Genomic DNA, 16366 nt, shown 5'->3' with positions numbered 1-16366 from the left:
GGCCCCCTTCTCTCAACGAACCTCAGTGCCTCAGTGCTCGGCGCCGCGCCGGCTGCCGGTGTAGTACTCGAACATCAGCCCGCAGGTGGCGACGATGACCGAGATCAGGCCGACCGCGACGAGCCACCACTGGTCGAACGCCAGGCCGATGCTGGCGGTCGCCGCGGAGAGCGCGATGCCGACGGGCCAGTAGCTGCCCGGGCTGAAGAAGCCCAGGTCGCCGGCGCCCTCGTGGATCTCCGCCTCGGGCCGGTCCTCGGGACGCGGCTCGATGCGGCGCGAGATCAGCCACAGCGCGCTGCCGATCATCGTGAGCAGCAGCCCCGACAGGACCAGCGCGACCACGCCGATCCACTCGACGCCGCGGTGTCCGGTCTGCTCGTGCGGGGCCACGTCGGTCCACCAGCCGTAGAGCGCGGCCATCGCGAACACGAACAACGCGAGCACGAAGAACAAGCGTCCTTCTGACTTCATCGCCGCGCGCCCTTTCTCAGCTCGAGGACCGCTTGGTGCGGTCGGTGTCGAACGGCTGCGTCTTCGTCGCGTAGCCCTGGTTCGGGAAGCCCAGCTGCGCCAGGGCCTCCGGGGTGCTCCTACCGGTGGTCCGCAGGGCCAGGTACTGGCCGTACTGCTCGGCCGACACGACCCGCAGCTCGAAGTTCATCATCGAGTGATACGTGCCGCACAGCTCCGCGCACCGGCCGACGTAGGCGCCGGCGGCGTTGTCCTTCAGCTTGATCTCGAACCTGTTCTCCACGCCCGGGATGACGTCCCGCTTGAACAGGATGTCCGGCACCCAGAACGAGTGGATGACGTCGCGCGAGGTCTCCTTGAACTGCACCGACTTGCCCGCCGGCAGCACCAGCACCGGGATGTAGTCGTCGGCGCCGACCGTCGTGATCGGCTTGCCGTCCGGGCCCTTGGTGTCGCTGTACACGAACTGCCAGTTCCACTTCGAGGCGATGACCTCGATGTTGACGTCCGGGTTCTTCGACAGCCGGTCGACGTCGGTCTGGATGACCGCGGTGTAGAAGAACAACACGGCGATGACCACGAACGGCGCGACCGTGTACAGGATCTCGAACGGCATGTTGTACCGCGTCTGGGGCGGCAGCTCGTCGCCGCGCTTGCGGTACCGCACGACGCACCAGAAGATCAGGCCCCACACGAAGACACCGACCACGAGCGCGGCGACCACGGACCCGATCCACAGGTCGTACATGCGATCGCCCTGCTGGGTGATGCCCTTCGGCCAACCGAACCCGGCAAACGCGTCGTCGACGGAGCACCCGGCGAGCAGGGTCGTCACCGCGACGGCCGAGACGGCGAGCCCGACGGCGCGCGCGGGGCTCAAACCCTTTGAGACCACCTGCTCCTGCCTCCTTAGCAGCGCCGCGCGGCCCGTCTCCGGATGCGTCACGCGGCAAGCCTCACCAACGCTGGCGAGCGTACTCGACCATGAGTGGTCCGCCCGGCTTGGGGTGGCAGTGTCCGGCTCGCGATAGCGTTGCCCAGGTGGGTGTCTACTTCGACGCGGCCACCGCGATGCCGCCGCATCCCGTTGCGCGGCAAGCATTTCTGGCCGCACTGGACGACAGCTGGGCCGACCCCGGCAAGCTCTACACGCCTGCCCGGCGGGCCCGCCGGCTGCTGGACGCGGCCCGGGCGACCGTCGCGGACGTCCTCGGCGTCCGCCCCGACGAGCTGCACTTCACCGCCGGCGGCACCGACGCGGTCCGGCGCGCCGTCAGCGGCGTCAGGAAGGCCCGCGACCTGCGCCGCGTCGTGCACAGCGCCGTCGAGCACTCCGCGGTCATCAAGGCCGCGGGCGCCGACGCCACCGCGGTGCCGGTGTCGCTGACCGGCCGGGTCGACCTCGACGCCCTCCAGAAGGCACTGGATTCGCCGGAAGTGGCCCTGGCCGCCGTCCAGAGCGCGAATCATGAGGTGGGGACGCTGCAACCGGTCGAGGCGGCCGCCTCGCTGTGCGCCGCGGCCGGCGTGCCGCTGCTGGTCGACGCCGCCCAGTCGATCGGTCACGCGCCGCTGCCCACGGGCTGGTCACTGCTGGCCGGCAGCGCCCGCAAGTGGGGCGGGCCGGCCGGGGTGGGCGTCCTCGCCGTGCGCAAGGGCACCCGCTGGGAGCAGCCGTGGGAGCCGCCCGCGGACGTGCCGGCGGTGGTCGCCGCCGCCGCGTCGTTACGGGCCGTGCACGCCGAGGCGGCGGCCGAGGCCGTCCGGCTGAGCGCCCTCGTCGACGAGATCCGCACCACGGTCGCCGCCACCGTCCCCGACGTGGAGATCGTCGGCGACCCCGTCGAGCGGCTGCCGCACATCGTGACCTTCTCCTGCCTGTACGTCGACGGCGAGGTCCTCCTGCACGCCCTGGACCGGGCCGGGTTCGCGGTGTCGTCGGGCTCCGCCTGCACCGCCGACACCCTCCAGCCGTCGCACGTCCTGGCCGCCATGGGCGTCCTCACCCACGGCAACGTCCGCGTCTCGCTCCACAGCGGAGTCACCGCCGACGACGTCCGCCGCTTCCTGGCAGTGCTTCCGGGCCTGGTCGCCGACGTGCGGGCCGAGGTGGGCATGTGAGCGCGCCGCTGGTGGTCGAGGCCCTCGGCAAGCGCTGCCCGCTGCCGGTCATCATGCTGGCGAAACTCGCCGCGACGCAGCCTCCGGGCACGCGCATCGAGGTCCTCGCCGACGACCCGGCGGCCGCGGTCGACATCCCCGCGTGGTGCCGCCTGCGCGGCCACACCTTCATCTCCACCGACGACACCCGCCACACCGTCGAGCTCCGCTGACCTGACCACGCTCCCGACGGCCGGTATGCTACGGACAGTAGCGACGCCGAACATCAACTTGGATGCCTGGGGTACGGTCGAGAAACAGCGGAGGCCCGTCACCGGGTCATCCGAATCGGGTCCGCCGCGCTCGGGCGGGACGCGATCGGTTTCTACTGCGTTGGACGAACGGGTTACCGAGTTGGACGAAGGGTTACCGCGCTGGGCGTAGGTCGACCGCGCTGAGCGCCTGCGCCGGGCGGCTGGGCGACCACGCTGGGCGGACTGCGTCGAGCGACCGCGTTAGGCGACTGCGTCGGGCGGTCGGGCGGCTGGGTTGGCCCACTGTGCTGGACGGCTGCGTCGGGCAGCTGCGTCGGACGGCTGCGTCGGGCAGCTGCGTCGGGTGACCGCGCTGGGCGGCTGCGTTGAGCGAAGGCGCTGGGCGGCTGCGTCGGGCGTAGGCGCGATCGGGTGTCTCGATCGGGTTACTGCGCCGGGCGGAGGCGCTTGATCAGCAGATACGCCTCACAGCCCAGGCAGAGGCCGAACGCGGAGTTCAGGAAGGCCGCCACCAGCGCGAACGACGCGCCGACGACGCCGAGCACGGTGACGCCCGACAGGTAGCCGGCGACGGTGACCACGGTGAAGAGCAGACCGACCGCCTGGGCGAAGCGCACCGGGGCACCGTCCTCCCGTTCGACGGGCGGCGCGAGGCGCGGGGCGACCAGGTAGCGGTAGAGCAGCCCGTACGGCGTGAGGCGGGGGTCGTACGCGCCGACGGCGAAGATCACCGCCTGGACGAGGGCGAGCCAGCCGCTGCCGGTGAGCAGGACGATCACGAAGACAACCGTGGTGAGGGCGGCGGAGAAGCGCGGGCCGCGCGGGTCGAGGGTCATGTGGCCAGAACCTCCGTGAAGGTGGCGCGCAGGACGGCGCGGGCGGGCAGGCCGACGCCGATGGCGCGATGGGCGATGACGCGGCGGGAAATTGCGCCATGGGCGATGACGCGGCGGGAAATTGCGCTGCGGCAGAGGGCGCTGCGCGGGCCGCGGGAGGCACCCGATGGAGGCCATACGGCCAGGACCTCGGTTACGGCGGCGCGTGGGGAAGCCCAGCTGGCGGCGGCGTGGCGGGCGGTGGCGCCGCAGAGGTCGGGGGTCATGCGGCCACGATCTCCGTGGGTGGCGCGCAGGACGGCGCGGTCGGGGACGCGGGCGCCGGCAGTGTGGCGAGCGATGACACCGTGCGGTCTGCGAGAGTCCCGCGTCGGGGGCCGTACGGCCAGGAGCTCCGAAGCGAAAGCGCGCGGGGAAGCCCAGTCGGCGACCGCGCGGCCGGCGACCACGCCGTTCGGGTCGGGGGCCATACGGCCATGATCCCCGTGGGTGGCGCGCAGGGCGGCGGTGCCAGGCGGGGCGGAGGTCATGCGGCCAGGACCTCCGTGACGGTGGCGTGGAGGGTGGCGCGGTCGGGGACGCCGACGGTGCGGCGGGCGATGGTGCCGTGCGTGTCCACGACGAGCAGTGTCGGCAGGCGCCAGATGCCCAGCTCGCGGACGGCGTCGAGGTGTTCCTCGGCGTCCAGTTCGACGTGGCGGACACCGGAGACGGTGGTGGCCAGGTCGGTGCAGACGGCGCGGACCTGGCGGCAGGGGGCGCACGTCGCGGAGGAGAACTGCAGCAGGGTGACCGTGTCGCGGGCCGGGGACAGCAGGCCCGCGGGCAGGTCGCCCCCGGCCGCGCGGAGGCGGCCGTAGCGGGCCCGGTAGACGAGGCCCGCCACGGTCGCGAGGGCGAGCAGCGCCACGACCACGATCATCACAGCGGCAACTGTACGCCCGTACCTACTACACCGATAGGGATGGTTCAGAGCCCGGAAGGCAGCGTCAGGCGGGGAGGTAGGCGCGGATCTCGTCCGCGGCGGCGTCGCCGTACGACTCGGCGATGCGCTTGGTGAACTCGGCGGGCAGGATCTCGTACTCCTGCGGGCCGACGGTCTCGAGGACCAGGGCGGCGACCATCGAGCCGACCTGCGCGGCGCGCTCCAGGCCCAGACCCCACGACAGGGCGGAGAAGAAGCCGGCCCGGAAGCCGTCGCCGACGCCGGTCGGGTCGTTGGCGACGACACCCTTGGCGACCGGCACGTGGATCTCGGCGGGCAGGTCGCGGCCGCGGATGAGGGCGCCGTCCTTGCCGAGGGTGGTGATGAGGACGCCGACCTTGTCCAGCAGCGACTCGGTCGTGAGCCCGGTCTTCGACTCGAGGAGCTCCTTCTCGTAGTCGTTGGTCAGCAGGTACGCGGCGCCGTCGATCAGCTTGCGGATCTCGTCGGCGGACATGCGGGCGAGCTGCTGCGAGCAGTCGGCGGCGAAGGGCACGCCGAGCGTGCGGGCCTCCTCCGTGTGCCGGACCATCGCGACCGGGTCGTTGGCGCTGATGAGGACGAGGTCGATGCCGCCGACCCGGTCGTTGACCGGGGACAGCTCGATGTTGCGGGCCTCGGACATGGCGCCGGCGTAGAACGAGGCGATCTGGCACATGTCGTCGTCGGTGGTGCAGACGAACCGGGCGGTGTGCGCGATCTCGCTCACGTAGACGGAGTCGCAGTCGACGCCGTGGCGGGTGAGCCAGCTGCGGTAGTCGCCGAAGTCGGCACCGACGGCACCGACGAGGATCGGCTCGAGGCCGAGCAGGGCCATGCCGTACGCGATGTTGGGCGCGATGCCGCCACGGCGGACGGTCAGGTCGTCGACGAGGAACGACAGCGAGACCTTGTGCAGCTGGTCGGGCAGGAGCTGCTCGGCGAAGCGGCCCGGGAAGTGCATCAGGTGGTCGGTCGCGATCGAGCCGGTGACGACGATCTTCATGGAAACCTCGGTCTCAAGACGGCAGGGCCTGAACAGACTACTGTCCCGGTCCAGCCAGCGCGGACACCCCACAGAAAGCTCAGGAAGAGCACCAAAGGGCCGCCCTGCAGGAGCAGGAAGCGAGCAGAAAAGGCACCAAAGGCCGCCCTCCAGGGGTCGGAGAGCGGCCTTGGGATGAGCCGGGAACTAGTGGAAGGAGTCGCCGCAGGCGCAGGAGCCCTGGGCGTTGGGGTTGTCGATGGTGAAGCCCTGCGCGTCGATCCGGTCGGCGAAGTCGATCGTCGCGCCGGTGAGGTAGGGCACACTCATGCGGTCGACGACGACCTCGAAGCCGTCGTAGGTGCTGACCTTGTCCCCGTCGAGCGAACGCTCGTCGAAGAACAGCTGGTAGCGCAGGCCGGAGCAGCCGCCGGGCTGGACGGCGACGCGGAGCCGCAGGTCGTCCCGCCCTTCCTGCTCCAGCAGGCCCTTCACCTTGACAGCGGCATCCGCGGTGAGGCCGATGCCGGCCGGGTTGTCCGTCTGAACAGGCTCGGCAAACTTCGGAGAAGCGGTCACGATCAAGGCTCCCTGCGGTGATGTCTACGGTTCCACCGGTTGCCAACGCGGAGGCGACCGACGGCATTCCCTCTCATAGTGACACGGTTTCGTGCTAGCGGCTCCACTGCGGAGCCAGCCGTCCGCCCAGTTCCCGCAGGCCGTCGGCCGGTCGGGCGAGCGCCTCGGCGGCGCTGCCGAAGTGCTGGACCAGGGAATGCGTCTCCGTGACGCCGATGCTGGCGGCCTCCCGGCGGCCCGCGTCGACCCGCCCGGCGACCACAACGCAGGGCACACCGAGGTCGCGTGCGGCGTTCGCCACACCCGCCACGACCTTCCCGCGCAGCGACTGCTCGTCGAAGGCGCCCTCACCGGTCACGACCAGGGAGACCTCCTCCAGTTCGGCGTCGAGGCGGGTCAGCTCCCGGACCAGGCCGATGCCGGAGGTGACGCGGCCGCCGAGGGCGAGCAGGGCGGCGCCGAGCCCGCCGGCGGCGCCCGCGCCGGGCTGGTCGGCGAGGCCGGCGGGGGCGGTCGGCAGGGCCTGCAGGACGCCGGCCCAGCGGGTCATTGCGGCGTCGAGCAGGAAGACGTCCTCCCTGGTCGCGCCCTTCTGCGGGCCGTAGACGGCGCTCGCGCCGTGCAGCCCGAGCAGGGGGCTGTCCACGTCCGTGGCGGCGACGATCCTGGCGTCGCGCAGCCGGGGTGTACCGCCGAGCGAGGCGCACTCCGTCAGCGCGGCGCCCCCGTACGGCAGCGCGTAGCCGGACGGGGACAGCGGCGCGGCACCCAGGGCGGCGAGCAGCCCGGCGCCGCCGTCGTTGGTGCCGCTGCCGCCGAGCCCGACGACGAGCGTGGTGGCGCCGGCCTCGACCGCGGCGAGCAGCAGCGTGCCGAGCCCGAAGGTGGTGGTGTGCTTCGGATCACGTTCGGCGTCGGCGAGCAGGTGCAGGCCGCAGACCTCGGCGCTCTCGATGTAGGCGGTCGTCCCGTCGAGCACGACGTGCCCTTCGGCCGGGCGGCCGAGGGGGCCGGTGGCCGGCACGGTCAGGACGCGTGCGTGCGGCAGCGCCGCCGCCAGTACATCCGCGAAACCCGGACCTCCGTCCGACAGGGGCCGCAGGACGAGGTCGTCGCCGGGCCTGGCCGCGAGCCAGCCGGCGCTGAAGGCCTCGGCGGCGTCGACGGCCGTGATCGTGCCGGCGAACTTGTCGGGACACACCAGGACACGCATCCGGACATTGTGCACGTCTGCTAGGTCACAGTTCCGCGGTACCGCACGCGTGGGACGATCGAAGGGTGACCTGGGCTGAACCGTCGTCAACCGCCACCGCGCTCCTGCTGCTGGGCCGCGGCACCGACCCTGACACCGAGAAGGGTGTCGAGTGCCCCGGCGACCTGCCCGCACCGAGCGACCCCGACCTCGTCGAGCGCGCCCGGCGCGCCAAGGCCGCCCTCGGCGACCGTGTCTTCGTGCTGGGCCACCACTACCAGCGCGACGAGGTCATCCAGTTCGCCGACGTGACCGGCGACTCGTTCAAGCTGGCACGGGAGGCCGCCGCCCGGCCCGACGCGGAGTACATCGTGTTCTGCGGCGTGCACTTCATGGCCGAGAGCGCCGACATCCTGACCTCCGACCGGCAGCAGGTCGTGCTGCCGGACCTTGCCGCCGGCTGCTCGATGGCCGACATGGCCGCGCTGGTGCAGGTGGAGAAGGCCTGGGACCACTTCACCGAGCTGGGCATCGCCGGTGACGTGGTGCCGGTGACCTACATGAACTCGACCGCCGACATCAAGGGGTTCGTCGGCCGCCGCGACGGTGTCGTGTGCACGTCGTCCAACGCGGAGACGGCCCTGAAGTGGTCGTTCGAGCAGGGTTCGAAGGTGTTCTTCCTGCCTGACCAGCACCTGGGCCGCAACACCGCCGTGCTGAAGCTGGGCATGAGCCTCGACGACTGCGTGCTGTACGACCCCCACAAGCCCGCCGGTGGGCTGACCGACCAGCAGCTGCGCGACGCGAAGATGATCCTGTGGCGCGGCCACTGCTCGGTGCACGGCCGGTTCACCCTCGACAGCGTGCGCGACGTGCGGGAGCGGGTGCCGGGCGTCAACGTGCTGGTCCACCCCGAGTGCAAGCACGAGGTCGTCACGGCCGCCGACCACGTCGGCTCGACCGAGTACATCATCCGGATGATCGAGGCGGCGCCGGCCGGCTCGGCGTGGGCGGTCGGCACCGAGCTCAACCTGGTCCGCCGGCTGGCGCTGGCGCACCCGGACAAGCAGATCATGTTCCTGGACCGCAACGTCTGCTACTGCTCGACGATGAACCGGATCGATCTGCCGCACCTCGTGTGGGCGCTGGAGGAGCTCGTCGCCGGTCGCGTGCCGAACGTGATCACCGTCGACGCGGACACCGCGCACCACGCCCGGGTGGCACTCGACCGGATGCTCGCCCTGCCGTAACGCCGAACACCCCGTCACCCTCTGTGGTGGTTGAAGGTTGATCGCTGTCGGAGTCACGTCTTCGTGCCATGACCGACGTGCGGTCGGCGCTCGCATGCCGTAGATGTGGTTATGCTGCTGCGCGGGTTCACGCTCCGTCAGCACATCAGCCTTCAATCCCTGCCTGCAGGAGGGTCTTTCCGTGACCAACTACGACGCCGGTGACGTCCTCACCGTGCACGGTGGCGCGCCGCTCAATGGCGAGCTGCGGGTGCGCGGCGCCAAGAACCTCGTGTCCAAGGCGATGGTCGCGGCGGTGCTGGGCGAGACTCCGAGCACGCTGTTCGACGTGCCGGCGATCCGCGACGTCGAGGTGGTCACCGGCCTGCTGGAGCTGCACGGGGTGACGGTGACCCGCGGCCCGCTCGACGGCGAGCTGCACTTCGACACCTCCGACGTCGAGTCGGCCAACGTCGACGAGATCAACGTCCACGCCGGCTCGAGCCGCATCCCGATCCTGTTCTGCGGGCCGCTGCTGCACCGCCTCGGCCACGCGTTCATCCCCGACCTCGGCGGCTGCAACATCGGCGGGCGCCCGATCGACTTCCACATCCAGGCGCTGCGCGAGTTCGGCGCGGTCGTGGAGAAGTCCGAGAAGGGCATGGACATCACCGCGCCCAACGGGCTGCACGGGGCGAAGCTGCAGCTGCCGTACCCGAGCGTCGGCGCGACCGAGCAGATCCTGCTCACGGCCGTGCGCGCCGAGGGCGTCACCGAGCTGCGCAACGCCGCGGTCGAGCCGGAGATCATCGACCTCATCTGCGTGCTGCAGAAGATGGGCGCGATCATCAAGGTGCACACCGACCGGGTGATCGAGATCCAGGGTGTACCGCGGCTCACCGGCTACACGCACCGCCCGATCCCCGACCGCATCGAGGCGGCCAGCTGGGGCGCGGCGGCCCTCGCCACCCGCGGCGACGTGTTCGTCCGCGGTGCCCGGCAGGCCGACATGATGACGTTCCTCAACCTGTTCACGTCCGTCGGCGGCGCGTTCGAGATCGACGACACCCCGGGCGTGGGCGGCATCCGCTTCTGGCACCCGGGCGGCGAGCTCAACGCCGTGGCGATGGAGACCGACGTCCACCCGGGCTTCATGACCGACTGGCAGCAGCCGATGGTCGTGGCGCTCACGCAGGCCCGCGGGCTGTCGATCGTGCACGAGACGGTGTACGAGCGGCGGCTCGGCTACACGGCGGCGCTCAACCAGATGGGCGCCACGATCCAGACGTACCGGGAGTGCCTCGGCGGCACGCCGTGCCGCTTCGGCCGGCGCAACTTCATGCACTCCGCCGTCATCGCCGGCCCGTCCAAGCTGCACGCCGCCGACCTGGTGATCCCCGACCTGCGGGCCGGGTTCAGCCACCTGATCGCGGCCCTGGCCGCCGAGGGCACGTCCCGCGTGTACGGCGTGAAGCTCATCCAGCGCGGCTACGAGGACTTCGAGGGCAAGCTCAACGGCCTGGGCGCCCACGTCGAGCTGGGCTGACGTTCTTTTCGCGGACAGTGTGCGACCGGCCCGTGGCGTTGGGCCGCTCGCACACTGTCCGCTACCCTTCACGGCGTGCCGTCGTTGTTTTCCCGTAAGTCAGCAGAGCCCGCCGCAGCACCCACCCCTGAGCCCGACGAAGCCGATGTCACGGCCGGTCGGCGCCAGACGCTGAGCAAGCGCGAGCAGGGCAAGACCACGCCGAAGCGGGTCGTGGCCGGCCGGCGTGTCGCCGAGCCGCCCGCGGCGAACCGGCGCGAGGCCGCGAAGAAGATGCGGGAGCGGCAGCGGGCGGAGCGCCTCGAGGCCCGCGAGGGCATGGCCAACGGCGACGAGCGCTTCCTGCTCGCCCGCGACAGGGGCCCCGAGCGGCGGCTCGTGCGCGACATCGTCGACTCGCGCCGGACCATCGGCACGTTCTTCTTCGGCACCACGTTCCTGGTGATGCTGGTGGGGTTCAACAAGAACCTCAACCCGAGCATCTACTTCGCGGCGAACGCCCTCTTCGGCGTCATGGCCGTCGCGACCGCGATCGACAGCTTCCTGATCTCGCGGACGGTCAAGCGCCTCGTCAAGCAGCGCTTCCCCAACAGCACCGAGAAGCTCGGCCGGCTGTACTTCTACGCGATCATGCGGGCCATCTCGTTCCGTTTCATCCGCAACCCGAAACCGCAGGTGAAGATCGGCGCCACCGTCTAGCGGCCGCCTGGCCGACGGTTCCGGCTCTCCGGGCGACAACGATTCGGCGGCGGCGCTCCGTCCGACGGTGGCGGTGGGAGGCTCCCAAGCCGTACCCTCCCTTCGCGACCGGACCACGATTTTCACCGGGTAGGCGCGTGGCGGGCGCCGGTGCATGATCGGCGCCGGTGTGGGGCGAGGAGAGCGAAGCTGTGAGCGACGAGTACCCGGGGGAAGAGCCGGGAACCGCCGCGCCCACCTGGGCCGCAGCGCAGACGATGCCGTGGACCAGGGTGCCGGAACAGCGACGTGACGAGCAGGCGCCGTCGGGGCGCGGCGGTCCGGAGCACGGTCCGGGCCAGCAGGGCGGCGAGCAGTGGGGCGACGACCCGTCCGGCCGCCGCCAGCAGGGCCGGCCGTACGGCGACCCGCGCCACCCCGGCGACCCGCGCCTGACCGATCCGCGTGCCGGTGACCCCCGCGGGCCGGTCGACGAGCACGGCCGCCCGCAGCCACGCTGGGCGCAGGGCGGGCCGCCGCCGCAGGGGTACCAGCCGCCGCCGCAGGTGCCGCCGCAGGGCCGCCACCCGCAGCAGGGACATCCGCCGCAGGGCGGCTACCAGGGGCAGCAGGGCTATCCGCAGGTGCCGCAGCAGGGCCGCCACCCGCAGCAGGGTCGGCCGCCGCAGGGCCGCGACGACCGGCGCGGGTATGAGCGCGGCCACGACGGCCAGTACGACGACCGCCGCGGATACGACGCGCCCTTCGACGACCGCCGCGGGCACGACGCCGGGTATGACGACCGGCGCGGCTACCCCGGTCATGACGACCGCCGCGGCGATCCCCGCCGTGACGACCGCCGGGACGACCGGCGGGGCTACGACGACGACCGGCGCGGCGACTTCCGGCGCGACGACCGCCGCGGGTACGAGCCCGGCTACGACGGCCGCGGCCACGAACCCGGCTACGACGACCGGCGCGGGTACGAGCCCGGCTACGACGACCGCCGTGACGACTTCCGGCGCGACGACCGCCGTGACGACCGGCGCGGGTACGGCGCCGGCTACGACGACGACCGCCGCGGGCACGACGACCGGCGGGGCTACGACGGGCCGCCGCCCGGGTACGGGCGCCCGCAGCAGGGGCACGGCCGGCCGCGCAACCCCGCCCTGGACGAGCCGACCGACGAGGTCCCCCGGGTGCGCCGCGGCGCCGCCCCACCGGCCGCACCGCAGTCGGCCCCGCCCGGCACGGGCCGGGCCACGGTCTACGGCGCTCCCCCGCCGGTGGACGCGCCGATGAGCGCGCCGCCGGCCGGGACGACGTACGGCGGTCAGGGCCGCTCCACCGTCTACGGCGCCCCCGCCCAGCCGGGCGGCGGACCGGTCCAGCAGGGTGCCCCGCAGCAGGGACGCACCTACGGCGCCCCGGTCCAGGGCCCGCCGGCGCACGGCGACCACGGCATGCCCGACGCGCCCGTGTCGGCCGCACCGGTCTCGGCCGCGCCCGTGTCGGCGGCGCCGGTCTCGTCGGCGCCGGTCTCGTCGGCGCCGGTCTCGTCGGCGCCGGTGTCGGCCGTGCCGCACCACCATGCGCCGGGTCACGCCCGGCCCGAGGACCTCGCCGACCGGCCCGTGTCGTCCGCGCCCGCGCGGCACGCCGGGCACGGCCGGCACGAGGACCCGGGCAACTGGCCGGTGTCCGCGGCGCCCGTCTCCGCGGCCCCGGTCTCCGCGGCACCCGTCTCGTCGGTGCCGGTCTCCTCGGTCCCGGTCTCGTCCGTGCCCGTCTCCGCCGCCCCGGCGCAGGCTGTACCGGCGCACGTCCCACCGGCGCAGGCCGCGCCCATGCCGCCCGCTCCCGTCCAGCCCGCTCCCGTGCCGCCCGCTCCTGTCCCGACCGCGCCCGTCCAGCCCGCGCCCGCACCCGGGTCCGCGGCGAACGCGGACACTGCGAACGCGTCCGGCGGGGCCGGCCCGGTGGGCGGGGGTACGGAGCCGCCGGCCGGCGACGACGTGGTCGTGACGGTGGCGCCGCTGAGCGCGCCGCCGGTCGACGCACCGGAGGCGCCGTTCAACGCGTTCGGGCCCGCCGGAGGCGGCGACGCGGAAGGGCCGGCGCAGGCAGTACCGACGCCGCAAACGGAACACGAGGGGTCAGGCACGGTGCAGCAGACCGCGATGGACGCCTATCGCTCCGCGCCGCTGACCGGTGCGGGCGTCGACGGGTTGCAGGCGACGGGCTACCTGCCGATCGTGCGGCCCGGGGCGGAAGGGTTCCCGGCCGAGCTGGCGGCGCTGCTGCCGACCTCGCCGGCGGCACCCGGACGCAGCGAGCCGAAGCCCGAGGAGGCCGCGGGCCCCGACCCGGAGCAGGTCCTCGCCGGGTACGTGTGGCGCTTCGACCCCGACACCCTGCGTGAGCAGATCGAGGGCGACGAGGTGCAGGAGCTCACCGAGATCCGCGACTCGCTGACCGCGAAGCTGAACCGCGTCGAGGACAACCCGACGCGGGCGCGGCTGCTGAGCCTGCGCGCCGTGGTGTCCCGGATCCTGAACGACCTGCCCAAGGCGTTCGCGGACGGCAAGCTCGCCCTCGCGCACGCCGAGGCGACCGGTGAGCTGCGCCGGATCGCGATCGCGCAGGCGCGGCTGGCGCACGTGCTGCAGTGGCGGGAGGAGTTCGAGGAGGCCGACCGGCTCTTCACGCTCGCCAACTCCAGCGAGCTGCCGGACCGGCTGCGCGCCACCATGCACCAGCACGCCGGCAAGTGCGCCTACGACCAGGGCCGCTACATGGAGGCCTGCAACCACTTCGAACGGGCCCTCGACCTGCGCAAGGAGGAGGACCCGGAGCTCATCGCGCAGACCGAGCTGGCGCTCGACGCGGTGTTCCGGCGGGTCGCCGAGAAGGGGTGGGGCCCGTACCCGCGCAGCCGCGACGACATCCTGCAGATCCGCAAGGCGCCGGCGCCCGCGTTCGACGAGCAGACCCAGCGGTGGGGGTACATCGAACCCGACGGCAACTTCTGCATCGGCCCCGGCTACCTGGACGTGCAGCCGTTCCGCGACGGTGTGGCGTGGGTGCAGCGGCAGGGTTCGGAGACGTGGGAGCTGATCGACGACGCCGGCAAGCTGCTCATCGAGCCCGCCGCCGGGTACCTGGGCGTCGGTAGCTTCTCCGACGGGGTCGCCTGGGTGTCCCGCGACGGCACGAACCGCTGGATCGCGATCGACAAGACCAACGCGGTGCTCATCTCGACCGGGTACGACGACGTGCGGCCGTTCCGGCGCGGGGTCGCGGCGGTCCGGCGCGGCGAGCACTGGGGCGCCGTCGACAGCGTCGGCCGGGTCGTCGTGTCGTTCCAGTACGACGGGTTCGCCACCGCGCTGCTCGACGGACGGTACATCGACGGCTTCAGTGACGAAGGTCTCGCCGTCGTGTCCCTGGACGGGCGCAAGGGTGTCGTGGACCGGTCGGGCCGGGTCCTGGTGCCGCCGATCCACCACACGCTGATGATCCACCCGGTCGCGTTCCTGTTCGCGGACGACTCGCAGCGTTGGGGCGCCCTCGACCGGCGCGGCCGGACGGTGATCGAGGCCACGTTCCCGAGCCGGACCGGGGTGACGGACGAGATCGACCGTCTGCTCGCCGACACGCGCCCCGTCATGTAAGCAGTTAGTCATGGAGTTTCGTCACCTCGGCCGGTCCGGGATGCTCGTCAGCGAGATCTCGTACGGCAACTGGATCACCCACGGCTCACAGGTCGAGGCGGAGCAGGCGACCGCCTGCGTGCACGCCGCCCTCGACCTCGGCATCACCACGTTCGACACCGCCGACGTCTACGCCGGCACCCGGGCGGAGGAAGTTCTCGGCGAGGCTCTCAAGGGAACCAGTCGGCCCAATTGTGAGATCTTTACCAAGGTCTACTGGCCGACCGGCCCGGGCCGCAACGACCGCGGCCTGTCCCGCAAGCACATCCTCGAGTCGATCAACGGCTCGCTCCGTCGGCTGCAGACCGACTATGTCGACCTGTACCAGGCTCACCGGTACGACTACGCCACCCCGCTCGAGGAGACCATGGAGGCGTTCGCCGACGTGGTGCACAGCGGCAAGGCGCACTACATCGGCGTCTCGGAGTGGCGGGCCGACGAGATCAGGGCCGCTCACGAGCTCGCCCGCGAGCTCCGCATCCAGCTGGTCTCGAACCAGCCGCAGTACTCGGCGCTGTACCGGGTCATCGAGGCCGAGGTCGTCCCGACGTCGCAGGAGCTCGGCATCGGGCAGATCGTGTGGTCACCCCTGGCGCAGGGCGTCCTGACCGGCAAGTACCTGCCGGGCCAGCCGCCGCCGGCCGGGTCGCGGGCCACCGACGAGAAGTCTGGTGCCAACTTCATCTCCGCGCTGCTGCGCGACGAGGTCCTCACCGCGGTGCAGCAGCTCAAGCCGCTCGCCGAGCAGGCCGGGCTGACGATGGCGCAGCTGGGTGTCGCTTGGGTGCTGCAGAACCCGAACGTGTCCTCGGCGATCGTCGGGGCGACCCGCCCCGAGCAGCTGCAGGACAACGTGAAGGCGGCGGGCGTGAAGCTCGACGCGGAGCTGCTCAAGCGGATCGACGAGGTGCTCGACCCGGTCGTGGAGCGCGACCCGGGCAAGACGCAGAGCCCCGCCAAGCGTCCCTGATCGGTGGTGACGGGGGCCGCTTCGGCGGCCCCCGTCTCACGACCAGAAGCGGAACAGGCTGAGACCGTCGGAGACCAGGTAGGACGGCAGGCCGAGCGCATCGCCGAACGCGAACACGACGGTGAAGAACCAGTCGTTGATCACCGGTGACCACAGCAGCGCGATCAGCAGCAGCATCCCGTACGGCGCGACGTGGTTGAACCCCCGCTGCCACTGCGGGCTCAGCCACGGGAAGAGCAGGTTGCCGCCGTCCACGCCGGGCATCGGCACGAAGTTGAGGATGCTCGCGGTCAGCTGCAGGAACGCCAGGAACGCCAGCGCCGCCCAGAACGCCTCGGTGCCGCCGTTGTCCATGCCCAGCGCGAACGGCAGGACCAGCACGACGGCGAGGACCATGTTGGTGGCCGGGCCGACGAAGCTGATCAGGCTGTCCGTGAACCGGTTGCGGATCACCGAGTGGTTGACCCAGACGGCGCCGCCGGGCAGGCCGATCCCGCCGATCAGCAGGAACACCACCGGCAGCACGATGGACAGCAGCGGGTGGGCGTACTTCAGCGGATCGAGCGTCAGGTAGCCCCGGTGCGCCACGTCGTGGTCGCCGCCCTTGTACGCGACGATGGCGTGCGCGTATTCGTGCAGGCAGAGCGAGACCGTCCAGCCCGACGCGACGAACAGGAACACGTCGAGCTGCTCGCTGCCGAAGCCCGTCCACGTCATCCAGCCGGAGACCGCGAACAGCGCGAGGATGCCCAGGAAGATCGGGCTCGGCCGGAACGCCTCGCGGGGCAGCCCCGCGACGCGTCCCGGCGAACGGCCGAAGGCCAC

At 72.1% G+C, this 16366-nt stretch carries 16 protein-coding genes; 7 read left to right on the top strand and 9 right to left on the bottom strand.

The genetic code is table 11. The annotated features are described in order from the left end of the window. Positions 1-30: 30 nt before the first annotated feature. Complete coding sequence (locus ABD332_RS33015; protein WP_344506253.1) at positions 31-474, bottom strand: cytochrome c oxidase subunit 4; 444 nt, start codon at positions 472-474, stop codon at positions 31-33. A 16-nt stretch (positions 475-490) separates the two neighbouring features. Next, positions 491-1390, bottom strand: coding sequence for an aa3-type cytochrome oxidase subunit II (ctaC, locus tag ABD332_RS33010; protein ID WP_425552331.1), 900 nt, complete (start codon positions 1388-1390; stop codon positions 491-493). Positions 1391-1458: 68 nt separating this feature from the next. Between ctaC and ABD332_RS33005 the strand changes: the two genes are divergently transcribed. After that, entirely contained in the window at positions 1459-2595 is a 1137-nt protein-coding gene (locus ABD332_RS33005) for a cysteine desulfurase family protein (RefSeq protein ID WP_344506252.1), read from the top strand. Continuing rightward, entirely contained in the window at positions 2592-2807 is a 216-nt protein-coding gene (locus ABD332_RS33000; RefSeq protein WP_344506251.1) for a sulfurtransferase TusA family protein, read from the top strand. The genes ABD332_RS33005 and ABD332_RS33000 overlap by 4 nt, the downstream gene beginning before the upstream one ends. Before the next feature lie 467 nt (positions 2808-3274). Here ABD332_RS33000 and ABD332_RS32995 read toward each other — a convergent pair whose 3' ends face one another. The 6 genes from ABD332_RS32995 to ABD332_RS32970 all read right to left on the bottom strand — a co-directional run bounded on the left by ABD332_RS32995 (position 3275) and on the right by ABD332_RS32970 (position 7426). Beyond that, entirely contained in the window at positions 3275-3685 is a 411-nt protein-coding gene (locus ABD332_RS32995; RefSeq protein ID WP_344506250.1) for a DUF4395 domain-containing protein, read from the bottom strand. Then, entirely contained in the window at positions 3682-3951 is a 270-nt protein-coding gene (locus ABD332_RS32990) for a hypothetical protein (RefSeq protein ID WP_344506249.1), read from the bottom strand. Before ABD332_RS32990 ends, ABD332_RS32995 begins: the two co-directional genes overlap by 4 nt. A gap of 260 nt (positions 3952-4211) precedes the next feature. After that, the gene (locus ABD332_RS32985; protein ID WP_344506342.1) at positions 4212-4607 is read right to left on the bottom strand and encodes a TlpA family protein disulfide reductase; all 396 of its coding nucleotides are present in this window, start codon (positions 4605-4607) and stop codon (positions 4212-4214) included. A gap of 67 nt (positions 4608-4674) precedes the next feature. Next, the gene (locus ABD332_RS32980) at positions 4675-5655 is read right to left on the bottom strand and encodes a carbohydrate kinase family protein (protein ID WP_344506248.1); all 981 of its coding nucleotides are present in this window, start codon (positions 5653-5655) and stop codon (positions 4675-4677) included. A 186-nt stretch (positions 5656-5841) separates the two neighbouring features. Next, a complete protein-coding gene (locus ABD332_RS32975; RefSeq protein ID WP_425552326.1) occupies positions 5842-6213 on the bottom strand; it encodes a HesB/IscA family protein in 372 nt (123 codons plus the stop codon). Between the two features lie 94 nt (positions 6214-6307). Continuing rightward, positions 6308-7426 (bottom strand): glycerate kinase family protein, encoded by a 1119-nt coding sequence (locus tag ABD332_RS32970; RefSeq protein WP_344506247.1) that lies wholly within the window; start codon positions 7424-7426, stop codon positions 6308-6310. Positions 7427-7491: 65 nt separating this feature from the next. Between ABD332_RS32970 and nadA the strand changes: the two genes are divergently transcribed. The 5 genes from nadA (at position 7492) to ABD332_RS32945 (ending at position 15541) form a co-directional block, all read left to right on the top strand. Next, positions 7492-8655: a quinolinate synthase NadA gene (nadA, locus tag ABD332_RS32965; RefSeq protein ID WP_344506246.1), complete on the top strand. Its 1164-nt coding sequence runs from the start codon at positions 7492-7494 to the stop codon at positions 8653-8655. A gap of 181 nt (positions 8656-8836) precedes the next feature. Further along, the gene (murA, locus tag ABD332_RS32960; RefSeq protein WP_344506245.1) at positions 8837-10180 is read left to right on the top strand and encodes a UDP-N-acetylglucosamine 1-carboxyvinyltransferase; all 1344 of its coding nucleotides are present in this window, start codon (positions 8837-8839) and stop codon (positions 10178-10180) included. 75 nt (positions 10181-10255) lie between these two features. Then, positions 10256-10879 (top strand): DUF3043 domain-containing protein, encoded by a 624-nt coding sequence (locus ABD332_RS32955; protein ID WP_344506244.1) that lies wholly within the window; start codon positions 10256-10258, stop codon positions 10877-10879. Positions 10880-11070: 191 nt separating this feature from the next. After that, a complete protein-coding gene (locus ABD332_RS32950; protein WP_344506243.1) occupies positions 11071-14532 on the top strand; it encodes a WG repeat-containing protein in 3462 nt (1153 codons plus the stop codon). Between the two features lie 10 nt (positions 14533-14542). After that, positions 14543-15541: an aldo/keto reductase family protein gene (locus tag ABD332_RS32945; RefSeq protein WP_344506242.1), complete on the top strand. Its 999-nt coding sequence runs from the start codon at positions 14543-14545 to the stop codon at positions 15539-15541. A 36-nt stretch (positions 15542-15577) separates the two neighbouring features. Here ABD332_RS32945 and ABD332_RS32940 read toward each other — a convergent pair whose 3' ends face one another. Further along, the gene (locus ABD332_RS32940) at positions 15578-16366 is read right to left on the bottom strand and encodes a site-2 protease family protein (RefSeq protein WP_344506241.1); all 789 of its coding nucleotides are present in this window, start codon (positions 16364-16366) and stop codon (positions 15578-15580) included.

Origin of the sequence: Dactylosporangium maewongense (assembly GCF_039531485.1) — a bacterium.
Lineage (GTDB): Bacteria > Actinomycetota > Actinomycetes > Mycobacteriales > Micromonosporaceae > Dactylosporangium > Dactylosporangium maewongense.
This window is presented reverse-complemented; position numbering and strand designations above follow the sequence as displayed.

Excerpts from the sequence above, each read along its gene's own strand:
- ABD332_RS32985 (WP_344506342.1), bottom strand. The coding sequence starts at position 4,607 with ATGATCGTGGTCGTGGCGCTGCTCGCCCTCGCGACCGTGGCGGGCCTC.
- ABD332_RS33005 (WP_344506252.1), top strand. The coding sequence starts at position 1,459 with ATGAGTGGTCCGCCCGGCTTGGGGTGGCAGTGTCCGGCTCGCGATAGC.
- ABD332_RS32980 (WP_344506248.1), bottom strand. The coding sequence starts at position 5,655 with ATGAAGATCGTCGTCACCGGCTCGATCGCGACCGACCACCTGATGCAC.
- ABD332_RS33015 (WP_344506253.1), bottom strand. The coding sequence starts at position 474 with ATGAAGTCAGAAGGACGCTTGTTCTTCGTGCTCGCGTTGTTCGTGTTC.
- ABD332_RS32990 (WP_344506249.1), bottom strand. The coding sequence starts at position 3,951 with ATGACCCCCGACCTCTGCGGCGCCACCGCCCGCCACGCCGCCGCCAGC.
- ABD332_RS32945 (WP_344506242.1), top strand. The coding sequence starts at position 14,543 with ATGGAGTTTCGTCACCTCGGCCGGTCCGGGATGCTCGTCAGCGAGATC.
- ABD332_RS32970 (WP_344506247.1), bottom strand. The coding sequence starts at position 7,426 with ATGCGTGTCCTGGTGTGTCCCGACAAGTTCGCCGGCACGATCACGGCC.
- ABD332_RS32995 (WP_344506250.1), bottom strand. The coding sequence starts at position 3,685 with ATGACCCTCGACCCGCGCGGCCCGCGCTTCTCCGCCGCCCTCACCACG.